A 16577-nucleotide genomic window follows, 5' to 3' on the forward strand; every position below is an offset into this window, starting at 1 on the left:
CGGAACTCGTCGCGGCGATCGAAGATTTCATCCGGGTCAACAACGAGAATCCCAAACCGTTCGTCTGGACGAAAAAGGTCGATGCTATCTTGGAGAAGGTCGCCCATTGTAAAGCCATCATCGGGACACTACACTACCTGCCCTTCGTCACGCCCCTCGTGTTTCTGCTATGCAAGGCTCCCTTCGCGTCAAGACGCTCTATTAGGACGCCCACAGTCCAGTCGCCCTAGCTTGACTTAGCACTGCTTCGGCGCTATAGTGCCTAAGTTGGGTGTTGTTGCCAGTCCAGCAAGAGGAATCCTGCCATGCCGTACCACGTCCGAATCACGACTAAGTCAAATCCGTCGCACGATGAGGTCAAGCTGGACTTGACGAAACCGCAGTTGACGAAGCGTTTCGTCGAGCCATATTGCAGGGGCCGTCCCATCGTGAGTGGGGGCAAGACGATAACGACGGATGACATCGAGCGGATACAGATAAGCTTCACTGAACAACTCTCAGAGATGCTATTGCCTCTCATCAGGAAGGAGCGCCAAGCCAGTATCGTCCAGACCCTAATTCCTGACGAATGGTATGTCGCTGAAAATGGGAAAGACGTGACCGATGATTTCATCACCGGCCCGGCCGGGACCGCGACACCTTCGGCCGATTCCACTACGCCGCCCGCTACCGTAGACCCTCGTTACGTTCTAGTCATCCACGGTCGCGATGCAAAGGCCCGCACTGCTCTCTTTCAGTTCCTCCGCTTAATCAACTTACACCCAATCGAATGGTCGGAGGCCAGAAAGGCTACCGGCGAGCCTTCCCCTCATATCACGGCGATCCTCGAGAAGGCGTTCTCTATGGCCAAAGCCGTCGTCGTCCTGATGACCGGTGATGATGAAGCTCGCCTTCGTCCCTCTTTGTACGCAAAGAAGGACCCAAAGTACGAGACAACCCTAACGCCACAACCCAGACAGAATGTACTGTTCGAGGCCGGAATGGCTATGGGCCTCCACCCTAGCAGAACAGTCCTGGTACAGCTCGGCCCTATGCGACCATTTTCGGACATTAGCGGGCTTCACCTCGTCATACTGAACAACTCCAGCGAGACGCGCCAGGAACTTGCCTCGCGTCTCCAGGATTGCGGCTGCCTCGTCAACCTGACGGGCACCGACTGGCATAAAGCCGGTGCCTTTACCGTCAAGGAAACCCGTACAAACCGCCCTCTCACGACGACGACCCCTGACCGCCATGCCACCGCAGGCGCGGGTGAACGCGACCTTCAGGAGAAGGACGCGCGCCAAACGCGCCACAAGCCTCAAGCGCCATATGCCCCTCAGGCCTACGACACGAGAGTATACCCGGCCTATCTCGAACCCATGCTTCGGCAGGGCGGCGATCTTGTTGATGACGCGGACGCCACGTCTGGCCGAGTGTGGCATGTTCCCCCATACGGCCAATCTTCTCCAAACCTATACGGTCCTTACAAGACTCTTCGCGTCGGCAATTACCGCGTTGTCTTCTGGATGAAGATGAATCCCGACCCGGCGCGTCCGGGCCAGGGCCGGATTAGTTGCGACATAGCCTACTCGAAGGGCGATTCCTTCAAGGTCCTCAAGGAAGAGCCCAACGTAAAGCCGCCCCCGCCCGGGCGCTACGAACAGAGGTCGCTCATATTCGACGTTAGAGAAGAAATGAAGGACGCTCGTTTTGAGTTCCGCGTATTCCAACGCGAACCCGGTATCGAATTGTGGGTGGATAAGATCACCATAACTCGACTATGACCCACCTCTCCTCCCTGGAGCGCCACATCGACTCCTTCGCAGCAGCGCTCTAGGCTGTTCCATCCCAGCTATCGAGACGGCTGTGCCACATGAACCTGCCATACGGCACTATTTTGCAGGTGCGAGAGCCCTCGCCAAATCCGTCAACATGATGTGCGCGATTCAACAGAGCAGAAACTGGCTGAGGTGTTTTTTCGTCAGAACCAGCAGCTTGTGGCGCATCGCCCCCCGCGACCAGATGCCGCCGTGGGGCTCAACCGATAACCACCCCGTGTAGTCGTGCTCGTAGAGGAAAGCGAAGACCTTCCCCCACTCGATGTCCCCCATGCCCGCCGCCGGTTGGGAAGCCAGTTGGCCGTTGTGATACAGATGCTCTTTGATGTGCACATGACCGATCTTGTGCCCATAACGTTTGACAACCTCGAGGTAATCGTCGCCGTGATGCTTCCAGTTGGCCGGGTCGAACTTGATTTTCAAGTCGGGGATACGCTCCCACACCGCCTCATATGCGGCCAGGCTGTCGAAGAAACTGTTGCCGTGCACGGCGTAGAAGACCGGCGTCAAGCCCGCCTTGTGCATCTTGTCCAGGAATGGCGGGAACACGCGCAGGAACTCCGCTATCTTGCGTCCCAGCGGCTCGCCCGGGATCTCGCCTCCACCCATGGAGATAACCTCGGCCTCGAGTTGCTGCGCGAAGGTGATGGCCCGGTCGAGCATCTGATGCGCTTCCGCGCGCTCCTTGGGGTCCGGCGACAGGTAGTTCCACCCCCATATGCCCAGCATCGAGGCGCGCACGCCGTGCTTCGCGTGAATCCTACGCATCTGCGCCACCGTCTCCGCGGTAAGCTCCCGGAAGTCATCCCAGTAGTTGTACTCCAGACCCAGGTAGCCGTGCTCCTTGGCGAACGCCGAATCCTGCTCCACGCCCGCCAGGCTGTTCTCACCGATAAAGCCGAGCTTCATCTGCGTTTTCTCCTCCTTCTACGCGCGCTTGCGAGCGGTCGCGGCGGCGTCCTCTCGAAAGCGTACCTCCCTGCCGGTCTCAGCGCTGCGCAGCAGCGCCTCCATCATCTGCTGCACGATCAGCCCGTGGCGCAGCGGCGCTTCGCACTTCACGCCATCCAGGATGCAGTCAATGAAGTGCGCGGCGATGTTCTCCCACGCCGACGGACCGGGCGGCAGCTTGGTGGTCACATCCTGCGGCGCGCCGTCCTGCGTGCGGTACACGGTCAGCGGCGCATAGCGCGCCCCTGCCTCGGTGCCGAAAAGCTCGACCTGGAACTCCTCGGGCTGATGGGAAGCCCAGAAGCTTTCCACCTGGAGCCCGATTCCGCCCTCGAAACGAATGAACCCGCCGCCATAGTCGTCAGCGGCGTACTGCTGATAGACCTCCTTCGGGGGCGCCTTATAGTCCCAGTAGCCCAACCCGCGCGGCCCGAACTTCGCCCCGGCCACCCCGGTGACACTGATGGGCCGGAGCTGCCCCAGCAGCCACCACGCCGCATCCAGGACGTGCACGCCCATGTCGCGGAACGCGCCCCCTCCTTTCTGAATGAAGCCCAGGTTCCACGCGGGGATGCCGCTGCGCCGGATGCTGCGAGCGCGTCCGTAGTAGAGTTCGCCAAACTGACCCTGCGCAATGAGAGCGCCCAGGAATCGGCACTCGCCGCCGAAGCGCGTGTTGAGCGACATCATGTTGACCACCCCGGCGGCTTCCGCCGCGCGAACGAGGCCGGCCGCCGCCCGCTCGGAATCGGCCAGCGGCTTGGTGATCAAGACGTGCTTGCCCTGGCGCACCGCTTCGAGGCCCATGGGGACGTGCCACTGGTTGGGCGTGCCGATAAACACCGCGTCCACACCCTTGTCCCGCACCATCCGCTTGTAGTCGGTGTACATCGCTACCGGTTCGGAGAGTTCCTTCGCGTAATCCTTCATGCGTTCCTCGACAAGGTCGCAAAGAGCGACCACTCGCCCGCGCGGATTCCGCGCAATCGCGCACGCGTTTGACCGCCCAATGCCCATCCCGATAACGCCGACGCGCACCTGCTTGCTCATAATCACCCTCCACACCGTTAGGACGCAACGGCGCGCTTCTTTCGGCGTCGGACGTGAGTATCCTGCCGTCAGCGCGCGAGAGGGGCTACGGAAGCTCGCGCATTGAAACATGCGGACCAGGGTGCGCATGTCGAATTGCCTTGGGACTCAAGCGAGGCGAGGATGATGCGGGGGCGAGGAGTCCTGCGGGCTACGAACTGCTGTGAGCAGCAGCGGCGTAGACATCTCCCTGCCACAGGTGGCCTTGCCTTTTTCGCGAGGCTTAGTATAATGCGTATACTGAGTCGGGACCGAGCGACGAACATGACACAGACCCCGCTCTATCACCAGGTGTACAACGAGCTGAAGGAACGCATCGAGGCCGGCAGGTATGACCCGCGGGCGGCCCTGCCCTCGGAGGCGAAGCTGGGGGATGAATTCGGCGTCAGCTCGATTACCGTCCGCCGCGCCCTGCGGGAGCTGGCGCTCGACGGCATCGTGGAACGACGGCAGGGCATTGGCAGCTTCGTCGTCGAACCGGGGCGCACGGTCGTGGTGGGCATGTCCAGCTTCACCTCCGACGTCGCCTCGGGCCGCCTGCGGATCGTGCGCACGCTGCTGGCCGATGAGTCAGTGCCCGCGGTGGCGGAGATGGCGGAGAAGCTCGAAGTGCAAGCGGGCTCGATGCTGCGCCATCTGGTGCGCCTCGACTGCGAAGGCGGGGCGCCGCTGTCGGTGGACGAGGTGCTCATTCCCCCGGCGCTGGCCCAGGGGATCACTCCGCGGATGGCGGCTTCGCCCGTGTTTCTGCACCTCTGGCAGAAGCAGTCGGGCCGGCACTTGGTACGCACGCACTACGACATCCGCGTCGAGACGGCGAGCGAAGACGACCGGCGGCTGCTGCAGATTGACGGTGACGTTCCGCTGCTGGTGACCGGGGAGCTCATCCATACGGCCGAGGGGCGCCCGGCACTGTGGATCGTCACTCGCTACCGGGGCGATCGCAGTCGGCTGGCGGGGACGGTGACGCTGGTGCAGCGGCAGACCCGCCGCGGCACCGTCGGCGAATGATGCCCAGGGAGTGCGAGGTGCATGATGCTGGCCGGAACCGCCAAGATTGACATCACGCCCACCCGCGAGGTGTGGATGGATGGGATGATCCGCAGCCACCGCTCGGAGGGCGTGCACGATCCACTCTTCGCCCGCGCGCTGGTGCTGGCGAATTCGCGCGAGCCGCGCGACATGTTCGCCATCGTGTCGGTGGATGTATGCCTACTGTCTGCTGCCGACAGCGGCGCGTCCCGTCAAGGGGTGGCGGGCCAGGTCGGCATCCCCACGCAGCAGACCATCATTGCCACCACCCACACCCACTCCGGGCCGGCGACCATCGGCCACTTCAATCCGCCCGAAGCCGAGTACAGCCACGGCCTGGCGCAGAGGCTGGCGGCGCTGGTGGCGCAGGCGGCAGGCAACCTGGAACCCGTGGCGGTAGGCGTGGCTTCCGGCCGCGAGGACACCATCAGCCACTACCGGCGCCTGCTGGCCGATGACGGCCACGTGGTGATGAATTGGGAGCCGTACCCGCCGGAACACATCGTGGGGCCGCTGGGCGAGGCGGACACCGAGGTCGGCGTGCTCAAGGTGACGGCGGCAGAAGACCCGCAGCAGGTGAAGTGCATTCTCTTCAACCACGCGGGGCACCCCAACATCATGTCGGGCGACAACTACCTGCTGAGCGCCGACTACCCCGGCGCGGCGGCACGGCTTCTCGAACAGGAGTGGGGCGCCCTCGCCATGTTTGTCAACGGCGCGCAGGGCACGATGGACATTGACGGTCTGCGCCATCGGGACTGGGAAGGCCTCGAGCGGGCGGGGGCGGCCCTCGCTCAGGCGGTGAGTGAGACCGCGCGCGCCGCGGTGCCGACGCCCGATGTTCGCCTGCGCAGCGGGGCTGTCGGCTACACTGTGCCCGCGCGCACCATCACCGACGAGGAGTGGGCCTGGGCGCAGGAGATCCTGCGGCGGAGCGGCGGCAAGGTGCAGCCGCTGGCGGACGGCGTAGGAGATGACTACCTGGCCGTGCTTTACCGCGACCTGCGCCGGGTGCAGGGGCAGGAAGTACCCATCGAGCAGATTTGCCTCGCCGTCGGAGACGCCGCCTTCATCACCTTCCCCGGCGAGCTCTACACCGAGATCGGCATGCAGATCAAGGCGCGCAGCCGCTTCGCGCGCACCTACATCATCGGGCTGGCGAACGGTGAGGTGGGCTACGTGCCGACCCGCAAGGCCATCAGCGAGGGCGGCTACGCCGAGAACGTCCGGCGCCTGGATGATGCGGCGGAGGAGATCGTGGTCGGGCGCAGTCTGGCCTTGCTCGAGACCATGCACGGATCTTCACCGGAGGAGTGAGACTATGGCAGTGGAACTGGCAATCAGCGGCGGCAAGCCGGTGCTCCAGCGGAGCGACTACCGGGACTGGCCAGTCATCGGCGACGACGAGCGGCGGCTGGTCAACGAGGTGCTCGACCGCGGCGTCCTGGCTGGCGGCACCGCTCCGCAGGTGACGGCGCTGGAGCGGGAGTGGGCGGCGTACGTCGGCACCCGGCACTGCCTCACCACTTGCAGCGGCACCGCGGCCCTGCACATGGCGCTGGCCGCGGGAGGGGTGGGCCCGGGGGACGAGGTTATAACCTCCGCCTTCACTTTCCTCGCTTCCGCCTCCTGCGCGCTGCACCAGAACGCCATCCCGGTGTTCGTGGATATTGACCCCCGCACCTACTGCATGGACCCGACCAAGCTGGAGGCGGCCATCAATGAGCGCACCAAGGCCATCATCCCCGTGCACATCCAGGGCGTGCCCGCCGACATGGACGCAATCATGGCGGTCGCGAAGAAGCACAACCTATTCGTGATCGAGGACGCCTGCCAGGCCCACGGGGCGACCTACAAGGGCCGCAAGGTCGGCTCCATCGGCAACGTCGGCACCTTCAGCCTCAATAATTTCAAGAATCTGTGTGGGGGCGAGGGCGGCCTCTTCACCACCGATGACGAGGACCTGCTGCACAAGGGCGTGCTCATCCGCTGCTTCGGCGATGAGGTTGACGAGGCCAGCCAGCGCCGCAAGTACAACGCCTCCATCCTCGGCTACATGTACCGCAACCAGGAGCTGCCGGCGGCCCTGGCGCGCGCGCAGCTCATGCATCTGGACGAGTTGAACGCGGCGCGCATCGCCAACGCGGAATACCTGACGCGGGAGCTGGGCCAAATCCCTGGCGTCATTCCTCCCTATTGCGCGCCGGATCGCACACACGTCTACTTCATGTACAACGTGCGCTTCGATCCCATAGCGGCGGGCGTCGAGGCGGCGCCGCGGCGCTTCCGGGAGGCGGTCGAGAAGGCGCTCTATAAGGAGGGCGTGCTGGTCGGCCAGTGGCAGACCATGCCCGTGCCGGCGCAGGACCTGTTCCAGACCAAGCTGGGCTACGGCGGCTCCCACTACCCCTGGGCGATCAACGAGGCCAAGGGGATCACCTACGATTACAACCCCGACCAGTTCCCGGTGGCGCAGGAGCTGTGCGATACCTACACCATCGTCCACGGCATCCATCCGCCTAACGGGCGCGAGTTGATGGACAAGATCGCGGCTGCCTTCCACAAGGTTTTCGCCGGCCTCGACCAGGTGATGGCCCACGCCGACGACGAAATCTACCCCGGCGCCGACGGCAAGCTCTACGGGGCGGGATGAGCGAACGAACCAAAGACATGGTAGGCCGGGCGTCTCGTGGCTAGGCTCCGACCAGTAGGAGCCGCCACCCCGGCCCCGACACAGCCGGGGCTTAGGGGCCCGGCGACCAGCAGATGTTGGCAGCCGAGACGGCTGCCCCACCCGGAGGGGCGGAGAACCATGAGAAGCAAAGGGCTGTACGGGAAGAAATACCTGGACCTCGAGGAGCGCCAGGCGGAGATTGGCGCGCCGGATGAGGATCACGTGATCGTCAAGGTGCACGCCTGCGGGGTGTGCGGCACCGACGTCAACTTCGTGCGCGACTGGGATGAGGAGTTCATGCCCCTGGGGCACGAGATCGCGGCCGAGGTGATGGAGGTTGGTAAGAACGTCACCAGCGTCAAGCCGGGCGACCGCGTGATCGTCGAGGACTGCTCGATGTGCGGCATCTGCGCGGACTGCAAACGCGGTCAGCCCCAGTTCTGCCGCAATATGCACAACCTGGAGGGGCAGCCCGGCATGAGCGAGTACATGTCGGTGCGCTTCAATTGCCTGGATAGGTTCGAGGGGCTGGACTACGCCTTCGCATGTCTGACCGAACCTCTCGCCGTCTCGCTCACCGCCGTCTCGCACGCGGAGATTCCCCTGGGCGGCAGCGTCGTCGTCCTGGGGCCGGGGCCGCTGGGGCTGATGTGCGCGCACCTGGCGCGGCTGCGCGGAGCCGGGTTCGTCGCCGTTACCGGACTCCCCACCGACAACCCGCGCGAGCAGGCCCGCCTCGACCTCGCCCGCAGTTGGGGCTGCAACGCGGTGATCGAGGCCGGCAAGCAGAACGTCGAGGACGAGATCAAGTCGCGGTTCCCCGACGGGGTGGATCGGGTCATCGTCAGCTCGCCGCCGGAAAGCATGTACGATGCACTCAAGGTCATCCGCTACGGGGGCGTCATCACCTTCTTCGGGCTCCATTTCGGGGGCCGCAATACGATCCAGGTTGACGTCAACGACCTTATCTTCCGCAAGATCACCCTCGTCCCCACCTTCGCCGAGCCGGCAATCAACTTCCCGGTGGCCACGCGCCTGCTGCGCGATGGGCTGGTGGACGCCAAGGCGCTGGTTACTCACAGCTTCGGCTTCGCCCAGGCCAAGGAAACCCTGCGGGCGATCATTGACGGCAGCCAGCCCATCATCAAGGCGGTGATGCTGCCCCACGGCTAACCCCAATACGGTTCATCTGGGCGCTACTCGTTACCCCGAGCGAGGCGAGGAGGCCCATGCCACTCTGCGAACCACGAGTCGGGGTCGCGCCAAGGCAGCAGATTCCCGTCGCGGTGCCGGGGACAGCCGCCCCGCCCTACGGCGTCGGCGCAGCAAAGCGCATCGCGTGGCCGAGCCAGAACGTGAACGCGATGGCGATGATATGCAGGAGCCACCACCCCGGCTTCCCGAGCCAAAAGTAGGCCACGCTCGTCACCTCCACAGAATGCGGCCCAAGCTGTAGATCGCCGTGATGCCGATGGTATGCACCAGCCACCAGCCTGGGTTCAGGAACTGCAGCCACTGTCGGACGCCGGCCAGAGGGCGCGGGCCGGTATAGAGATCGTAGAGGGCTTTGCCCACGAAGAAATCGCCGGCGAGGATGGCGCAATCCGCGAAGAGGGACCTGAACGCGAGGTCGGCGATGGTCCACCCCGGCGGGAAGTGGGAGAGGGAGAAGTCAAGCATGAAGATCGCGCCGTAGATCGCGAGCAGGCCGTTGAGCAGGTAGCCGAGCGGCGCGGTGTCACGGCGCCAGAAGAGCGCGGTGACGAGCACGATGTCAACCACCGCCGCCACCGCCGGCGGCAGGAAGACCGGCGCCAGCATGCCTTGCCGGTAAAGGGGGTGAATGCGGTAATGCAGCAGCGCGCCGCCGAGGGCGGTCATCACCAGCGCCGCCAGCAGCGCCCGTCGGGGGCCGGCCTGCTCGTTGTCGCTCATGATTCCTCCCTGGGGAATGACGGCCTACCGCTCAAGCCTATGGGAGGCGGAGGGCGATGTCAAGCGCTTGCATCCGACAACGCCCCCATTGGCGGGAATCCCGCTTCGGGGCCGAGGACGCGACATGGGTGACCCATGCGGAGCGTCGGTGCGCGCGCGCAAGGGGGGACGCGATCACCCGGCTGCGTCGCGCCTGCCGGCTCCGATCACCGCCGGCCGCGCTGCTCGGAGGAGGGGATCTGGAGCGCGAGCCGGTACTTGGCGACGGTGCGGCGGGCGAGCTTGAAGCCGCGAGAGTGCAGGATCTGGCAAATCTGGCGGTCGGTCAGGGGACGGTAGGGGCTCTCGCGCTGCACCAGTTGGCCGATGACGCTCTTGACGCTGAGAGCAGGAGTGAAGAAGCGATCGTAAGCGACGATGGTGTTCGCCGGCGGCGGCAGGAGTACGAACTTGTTGGCGAGTGCGCGGCTGACGGTAGATTCATGCTTGCCGACCATGCGCGCCAGCCGGGCGCGGGTCAGCGGCCGCAGATTCTCCTCCAGCCCGGTGTCGAGGAAGGGCTGCTGCACCTGGACGATGGCCTCGGTCACGGTCTGCAGTGTACGCCGGCGCATGCGGAGGCTCTGGATGAACCAGTCGGCGCGCTTGAGCGCGTCCACCGTGTGGCGCCATTCCGGCGGCACCCGGTGGATGCGCTTCTGGCGCACGAGCATGCGCTGCAGCTCGCGATACGACTCGCTGATGCGCAGGACGAAGTCGGAGGACTCGACCACCTCGACGACGTACTGCTCGACGTTGCGGCGGATGATGACGTCGGGACGACTGATGGCCTGCGGGTTCTGCGGCAGGTTCTGCCAGAACGAGCGGAACTGTCGTCCGGGATAGGGGTCGAGGTTGGTGCGGATGAAATCCACCGCCTGCTCCACCTCGCTGCGAGGTACGCGCAGCGCGCGGGCGATCTTGCCGTAGGCCTGGTTGGCAAGGTCGTTCCAGTGGTGGCGGATTGCTTGCTCGGCGCAGCCGCCGTCGGCGCCGTCATCCTGAAGCTGTCGCAGTTGGATGAGCAGCGCCTGCTGCGAAGTGCGGGCGCCGACGCCGGCGGGCTCGAAGGTTTGGATGACCGCCAGGATGCGCTCGATCCCCTCAACCGGCAGCCCCACCTCGCGCGCGGCCTCCTCCGGATCGCAGTCAAGCAGTCCGCGATCGTTGATATTGGCGATGATGTAGTCGCAGGCGTGGTGGTCGTCAACGGGGAGCGCCGCGCACCCCTGCATATGCAGGTGCGCTTGAAGGGTGACGGGCATCTCCGCCCGCAGGTAAGGATCCTCGAGGTCGTCATCCCGGGCCTCCGCGCGGGTGCGGGGTAGGGGAGGCTCCGCCAGGTATCGGGCAAGCGCGTCGGCGTCGCCCCGCTGCGCACGGTCAAGGCCGCAGTTGAGACATGACCCGCCGCGCGTCGAGCAATGGCATGCCGGGCACAGGGCGTCGTCGGCCGGCTCGAGCGCGGGGTTGGTGGCGAGCTCCTCGTCAATACGATCCCCAAGCTCCAGCGAGGACATCTCCAGGATGCGTCCGGCCGCGATGAGCTTGGCGCCCATCTTCTGATGAGTTACCTGTCGCGCCTGCTGTTCGTACCTCATCGCCCGATCACGCGCCCCATTGCGCTCAACTCACTGCGGATGCGCCGAGCCCATCGCCTGCCCGCTCCGGCCCGGGAGGTCCCCCTCGCTGTCGCGCGAGAGCTTCCACCCAGGTCCGCAGGCGCTTGCGTTCGGCCCCGGAGGCGGTCGGAAACTCGATGCCCGCGCGGCAGCGATGCCCGTTATCCCGCAGTTCCTCGGCCCAGACCACGGTGCCCGAAATGGTGATCTGATCTTGCGCCCCTGCCGCCTGCAGGCGGCAGGCGACGGGCGAGCCGACGGCTAGCGGTTCCTGCGTCAGCACCCGCATGCCGCCCTCGCCCACATCCTGTCCCTTGCCCGTCAGCGGGCACCGTTCGCTGCCCAGCATGACGCTGAACGCACCCCGGAAGCGCACGTATCGGCGCCGCTGAATGTGGCTCACCAGGCGCGGCTGCGCCAGCAGTATCGCGGGCTCACCCCGGTAGCTGACCGCTCCCAGGACGTAGGTGTCGAAATGGTACCAGCCATCGGGCATCGGAAACCCCACCGTCACCGCCGCTCCAAACGGCAGCGAAACCAGTTCGCCCTCGCGCCGCGGAGCGGCAACCGCGAGCGACGCCGGATGCTTCGCCACCAACCGGCTCGTCAGTCGCCCCGTGGCATGCCCACCGGGGCACTGCAGCAGCAGCACCTGCCCCGCCTCCAACCGCCCCAAGGTCAGGGACGGCCGCTGGCGCGGAATGGAGGCGCTGCCGCTCATGCACTGCTCGAGCGCCTCCGCCACTCGCGCCGGCGGGCATGGCTTGGGCTCATAGGCCTCGGCCCCCGCCTCCCGCGCCGCGCGCTCGGTCGCCGCGCGCTCGCGCTTGCTCGTCACCACCACCGGCAGCGCCCGCTTGAGGTCCTTGATGATGCTGAGCACCTGCAGGCCGTCCACCGCGATCAGATCGGTGTCCACGACGGCGCCGCTGAACGGCCGCGTCTTGACCATGTTGATCGCGCTCAGGCCGTCGCTGACCACCTCGACGCCGTAGCCGCGACCCTCCAGGTCGGCGCGCAGGCTCTGGGCGAACGCATAGTCGGAGTCGGCGACGAGTATGCGCCGTGGCAGTTTGCTCATGGCGTGATTCCCACAGCAGTCCAACAGGGCTGCGGTCCCTAGCTGCAAGAATCGTGCCACAAGCGCCCGGCTGGCACGGCCCTGGGTTGTCAAGCTTCAGTCTTGCGCGTGCGTACCGCGCGCACCGCGGCGGACTGGCGAGGCGCCGCCTGGCGGCTGCGCGGGCGGGCGCGGGGGCGACGCGCGGCGCTTGCGGAATGCTCGTCCGCGTAGTAGGCCGCCGCGCGCTCGGTGATCTCCAATGCCTCTGCCGCCCGCGCTATGTCGCCGTCGTGGGCGGCCAGCGCCGCGGCCAGGATATCCCGGCGTCGCTCCTTGCTTGCCTGGTGCAGTTCCGCCGCCAGGCTGTTGCGCGGGATCGCGGGCTGCCCGCCGCCATTACGGCTGATGATGGACGGCGGCAGCAAGTCCAGCTCCAGCTCGACGGCGTCATCATCCGCCAGCACCACTGCGCGCTCGATGGCGTTCTCGAGCTCGCGGACATTGCCGGGCCAGGGATAGTCATCCAGAATCGCCAGCACCGCGGGCGGCACCTTGCCGATATGCTTGGAGTTTTCGTGGTTGAAGGCTTCCAGGAAATGACGCACCAGTTTGGGCACGTTGCCGGCGCGCTCGCGCAGCGGCGGCAGGTAGATCTCGACCACCCGCAGGCGGTAGTAGAGGTCCTCGCGGAAGCTGCCGGTGTTGACGGCGGCCTCCAGGTCGCGGTTAGTGGCGGCGATCAGGCGGGTGTCCACGCGCAGGGTCCTGGTGCCGCCGACGCGCTCGAACTCACGCTCCTGAATGGCCCGCAGCAGCTTGAGCTGCAGGTTCATGCTGATGTCGCCGATCTCGTCCAGGAACAGCGTTCCGCCATCGGCCAACTCAAAGCGGCCGGGCCTCTGTGCGACCGCGCCGGTGAAGGCGCCCCGCTCGTGGCCGAAGAGCTCGCTCTCCAGCAGGTCGGAGCTCAGCGCACTGCACGCCACCGCCACGAAGGGGCGATCGGCGCGGGTGCTGTGGGCGTGGATTGCCCGCGCCACCAGCTCCTTGCCGGTGCCGCTCTCGCCGCGCAGCAGGACGTTGGCGCGGCTGCGCGCGACCTTGGAGATCATTTCGTGCACGCGCGTCAGCCATTCGCCCTCGCCGACGATGCCCGCCGCCGCCGGCTCCTCCCCGGCGGGCGTCCCGGCCGCCGGCACGGTTGCGCCGCGCGCGCGCATCTGGCGGCGCTGCGACAGCGCCTTGCGCACCACCGACTTCATCTGCTCCATGTCAAAGGGCTTGGCCAGGTAATCGAAGGCGCCGAGCTTGATCGCGTCAACCGCGCTCTTGATGGTGCCGTAGGCCGTCATCATGACCACCGGCGTCTGCGGGCTTGCGGACTGCACGCGCTGCAGGAGATCGACCCCGCCGACGTTGTTCATCACCACGTCGGTTATCAGCAGGTCAACTGGGTTCTGCTCGAGCAGGCTCAGCGCTTCCTCCCCGTCCCGGCTCACCTGCACGTCGTATCCGTCCTTGCGCAGCACCGCCGACAGCACCTGGCAGATGTTGGGCTCGTCGTCAACCACCAGGATTCGCGCCGGGTCTTTCATCAATCGTCTCCTTCAGCCGCCGTCGTCGTCAGCGCTGCGGCGTAGTCGCGGTAGAGATCAAGCTTGCGCCATGCTCCCGCCGCGTCGGCCGGCGCCTGCGGGGCCGACCTGGCGGCCGTCGGCCGCCGGTCGCGGCGCTCCCCGGGCAAGCGCACGACAAACACGGCGCCGCCGGCGGCGCCCTCGGCCCACACCCGGCCCCCATGCGCCTCCGCTATCTTGCGCACGATGGACAGCCCGAGACCGGTGCCCTTGGCCTTGGTGCTGAAGAAAGGCGTCCATATGCGCTCCAGGTCCTCCTCGCCGATGCCGGGTCCAGTGTCGCTGATGACGACTTGCTGCGCTCGCGCTCCCCGCTCGGTGCGCGCCGCTTGCAGGCTGATCGTGATCTCGCCGTCGCTGCCGATCGCCTGCGCGGCGTTGATCAGGAGGTTGACCAGCATCTGGCGCAGAGCGTCGGGGTCGGCCCAGATGCGCGGCAGGCGCGGCGGAGCGCACCAGCTGACGCCGACGCGGTGCTCCGCCATTTCGCGCGCGGTCGCGGCCAGGGCGTCGTTGACCACGCTCGCCAGGGAGATGCGCTGAAGCTGCGGCTCGCTGGGGCGGGCGAAGGTCAGAAAGTCGGTCGCGACCTTGCTCAGTCGGTCGCACTCCTGGTTGATGATGCCGGAGAACTGGGCGATCAATTGGTCGGCGCTGTATTCGGTGTTCAGGAACTGCGCCGCGGTCTTGATGGCGCTCAGCGGGTTACGGATCTCGTGCGCCACGTTGGCCGCCACATGGCCGACGGCGGCGAGCTGGCTCATCTGCCGCATGCGCTCCTGCATGTGCTTGCGCTCGGTGATATCCTCGACCAGGATCACCGCGCCCACTAGTTGCCCGTCGGCGTCGCGCAGGGGTGTGCAGTCCGCCAGCAGGGCCCGCGGCGGCCGGCCCGCGCGCTCCAGGCGCACCTCGTGCTCGAGCACCGGCTCGCCGTGCGCGAGCACCTGGAGCGCTACCAGGCCTAGCGACTGCGCGCCGTCCTGCGCGCGCCCGCCGTCGCCTGCGATCTCGCGCGCCACGGTGGAGAAATCGGCGCCCACCGCGGCGGCGGCTTCGCGGCCGAAGATCCGCGCCGCCGCCGGGCTCCAGATGACCACCTTGCCCGCGCGATCGAGGCCGACCACCCCCGCGACGATGCTCTGCAGGATCTTATCGGTGTAGCGGCTCAGGCGCCCCAGCGACTCCAACGCGCGATAAATCGCCGCCGCCTGCGAAGCCACGATCGAGAGCACCTTGACGTGCTCCTCCGTGTACGCGCGCGGCAGCGGGCTGTGGATCGCCAGCGCGCCGATGGTCTCATTGCCCACCACCAGCGGCACTGCCATCGAGGAGTGCAGCACCTGCCCCAGGCGACTGGCGTCGTGTCGGTGCTGGCCAACGTCGCTGGAGATGAAAGCCTTGCCCTCCGCCACCACCCACTGGTACATGTTGCCGGGCTGCTCCTGCGGCGCCTGCGCGCGCGTCGCCTCGAACTCCACCCCGCGGCACGCCGCCAGCTCCAGGTGCGAGGTCTCCTCGTTGCGGATGAAAACCAGGCCCTCGGCGTAGGGCACCATCGAGTGCGCGATCTCCAGCACCGAACGCAGCGCCGACTCGACGGTCGTCGCCGCGCCGATCTCGCCGCACAACTGGTAGAGCGCCGACAGCTCGAGCGACCGCCGGCTGACCGCCGCCTCGTAGTCAATCGCCTTGCGCAGCAGCGCTGCGCTGTGGCTGCACAGGCTGGCCGCCAGCGACAGTTCGGCTTCGCCGGGGGCCTGGGCAAAGCCCCAGACGGCGATCAGGCTCAGGCTGCCGCGGGCATCACCGCAGGGGAGTACGAGTACGGGCCCGGCGTTCACCTGCTCGCCGATCTCCGCGGCTACGCCTGCGGCCTCCGGGATCGGGCACCGCAGGCGATGATCGAGCACCAGCGGGCCGGCAAGCCCCTGCGCTGCCTCCGCGGCGGCGGCACTCAGGGACAGCCGCGCCACCCCGGAGTGAGATGCAGGCCCGATCGCGACGGAGAGCGCCTCGTCACAGGGCGCAAAGCCCGCGCCGCGGCCGCCTACCAGCAGCGCCAGCCCCTGCGCGGTTTGCTCCAGGATGGAGCGCGGCTCGTAGCTGGTGTTGACGCGGTGCACGATGTCGCACAGCCGGTAGAGATGATCGAGATCGCGGCGCAGGCGCTCGCGAGCGACCGCCGCTTCACGCGCGCTCATTCCCTCGCGGCGGCAGGCGCGAGCGTCGGCCGCGCACCGCCCCAGCGCGGGCGCCAGCATGCACCCCAGCCGCAGGTCGGAGTGTCCAAAAGGCTCCGCGCTCTCGGTGCGGTTGAAGTTAACCACGCCGCGCACGCCCTCACTCAACGCGATGGGCACGCAGATCGAGGACCTGATGTCGCGGCGCGGCTCGATGTCCAGCCCCTGCAGGCGCGGGTCCCGCAGCGGGTTCCCCAGGATCACCGGTTGACCGCAGGACAGCACATAGCTCGCGATGCTGTGCCCCGCGGGAGTCGGTGATCCGCGCAGCGCCTCCTCGCCCAGGCCGTGCGCCATCTCCATCACCGGTTCGCTGCCGGCCTGCTCGATGAGCATCAGCGAGCAAGTGTCCGCCGCCAGGGTGTCCGCCGCCGTGCGCACGGCATCGCTCAGCAGTTGCTCGACCGCGACGTCGCCGGCGCCGAGCGCGGCTCCGCCCGGGCTTGCGTCATGGTCGCTGACTCGAGGTCCG

12 protein-coding genes are annotated in these 16577 nt (G+C 66.7%); 5 read left to right on the forward strand and 7 right to left on the reverse strand.

From position 1 onward, the window contains the following. Window positions 1-305 precede the first annotated feature (305 nt). Entirely contained in the window at window positions 306-1766 is a 1461-nt protein-coding gene (locus VM221_10815) for a nucleotide-binding protein (GenBank protein ID HUT75308.1), read from the forward strand. A gap of 162 nt (window positions 1767-1928) precedes the next feature. Here VM221_10815 and VM221_10820 read toward each other — a convergent pair whose 3' ends face one another. Both VM221_10820 and VM221_10825 read right to left on the reverse strand, forming a co-directional pair. Further along, complete coding sequence (locus VM221_10820) at window positions 1929-2729, reverse strand: sugar phosphate isomerase/epimerase (protein HUT75309.1); 801 nt, start codon at window positions 2727-2729, stop codon at window positions 1929-1931. Between the two features lie 18 nt (window positions 2730-2747). Continuing rightward, a complete protein-coding gene (locus VM221_10825) occupies window positions 2748-3821 on the reverse strand; it encodes a Gfo/Idh/MocA family oxidoreductase (protein ID HUT75310.1) in 1074 nt (357 codons plus the stop codon). Between the two features lie 303 nt (window positions 3822-4124). Between VM221_10825 and VM221_10830 the strand changes: the two genes are divergently transcribed. The 4 genes from VM221_10830 (at window position 4125) to VM221_10845 (ending at window position 8739) form a co-directional block, all read left to right on the forward strand. Beyond that, the gene (locus VM221_10830; GenBank protein ID HUT75311.1) at window positions 4125-4871 is read left to right on the forward strand and encodes a GntR family transcriptional regulator; all 747 of its coding nucleotides are present in this window, start codon (window positions 4125-4127) and stop codon (window positions 4869-4871) included. 21 nt (window positions 4872-4892) lie between these two features. Then, window positions 4893-6209: a neutral/alkaline non-lysosomal ceramidase N-terminal domain-containing protein gene (locus tag VM221_10835; GenBank protein HUT75312.1), complete on the forward strand. Its 1317-nt coding sequence runs from the start codon at window positions 4893-4895 to the stop codon at window positions 6207-6209. 4 nt (window positions 6210-6213) lie between these two features. Next, window positions 6214-7545 (forward strand): DegT/DnrJ/EryC1/StrS family aminotransferase, encoded by a 1332-nt coding sequence (locus tag VM221_10840; protein ID HUT75313.1) that lies wholly within the window; start codon window positions 6214-6216, stop codon window positions 7543-7545. A gap of 159 nt (window positions 7546-7704) precedes the next feature. Then, a complete protein-coding gene (locus VM221_10845) occupies window positions 7705-8739 on the forward strand; it encodes an alcohol dehydrogenase catalytic domain-containing protein (protein HUT75314.1) in 1035 nt (344 codons plus the stop codon). A gap of 252 nt (window positions 8740-8991) precedes the next feature. Here VM221_10845 and VM221_10850 read toward each other — a convergent pair whose 3' ends face one another. The 5 genes from VM221_10850 to VM221_10870 form a co-directional block, all read right to left on the reverse strand. After that, entirely contained in the window at window positions 8992-9501 is a 510-nt protein-coding gene (locus VM221_10850) for a hypothetical protein (protein HUT75315.1), read from the reverse strand. Between the two features lie 206 nt (window positions 9502-9707). Next, entirely contained in the window at window positions 9708-11141 is a 1434-nt protein-coding gene (locus VM221_10855) for a hypothetical protein (GenBank protein HUT75316.1), read from the reverse strand. Between the two features lie 25 nt (window positions 11142-11166). Then, window positions 11167-12243, reverse strand: coding sequence for a response regulator (locus VM221_10860; GenBank protein HUT75317.1), 1077 nt, complete (start codon window positions 12241-12243; stop codon window positions 11167-11169). Window positions 12244-12332: 89 nt separating this feature from the next. Continuing rightward, window positions 12333-13820 (reverse strand): sigma-54 dependent transcriptional regulator, encoded by a 1488-nt coding sequence (locus VM221_10865; GenBank protein HUT75318.1) that lies wholly within the window; start codon window positions 13818-13820, stop codon window positions 12333-12335. Continuing rightward, window positions 13820-16577 (reverse strand): GAF domain-containing protein (locus VM221_10870; GenBank protein HUT75319.1); only part of this gene is annotated, 2758 nt, incomplete at its 5' end. The genes VM221_10865 and VM221_10870, both read right to left, overlap by 1 nt.

Source organism: Armatimonadota bacterium, assembly GCA_035527535.1.
Classification (GTDB): Bacteria; Armatimonadota; Hebobacteria.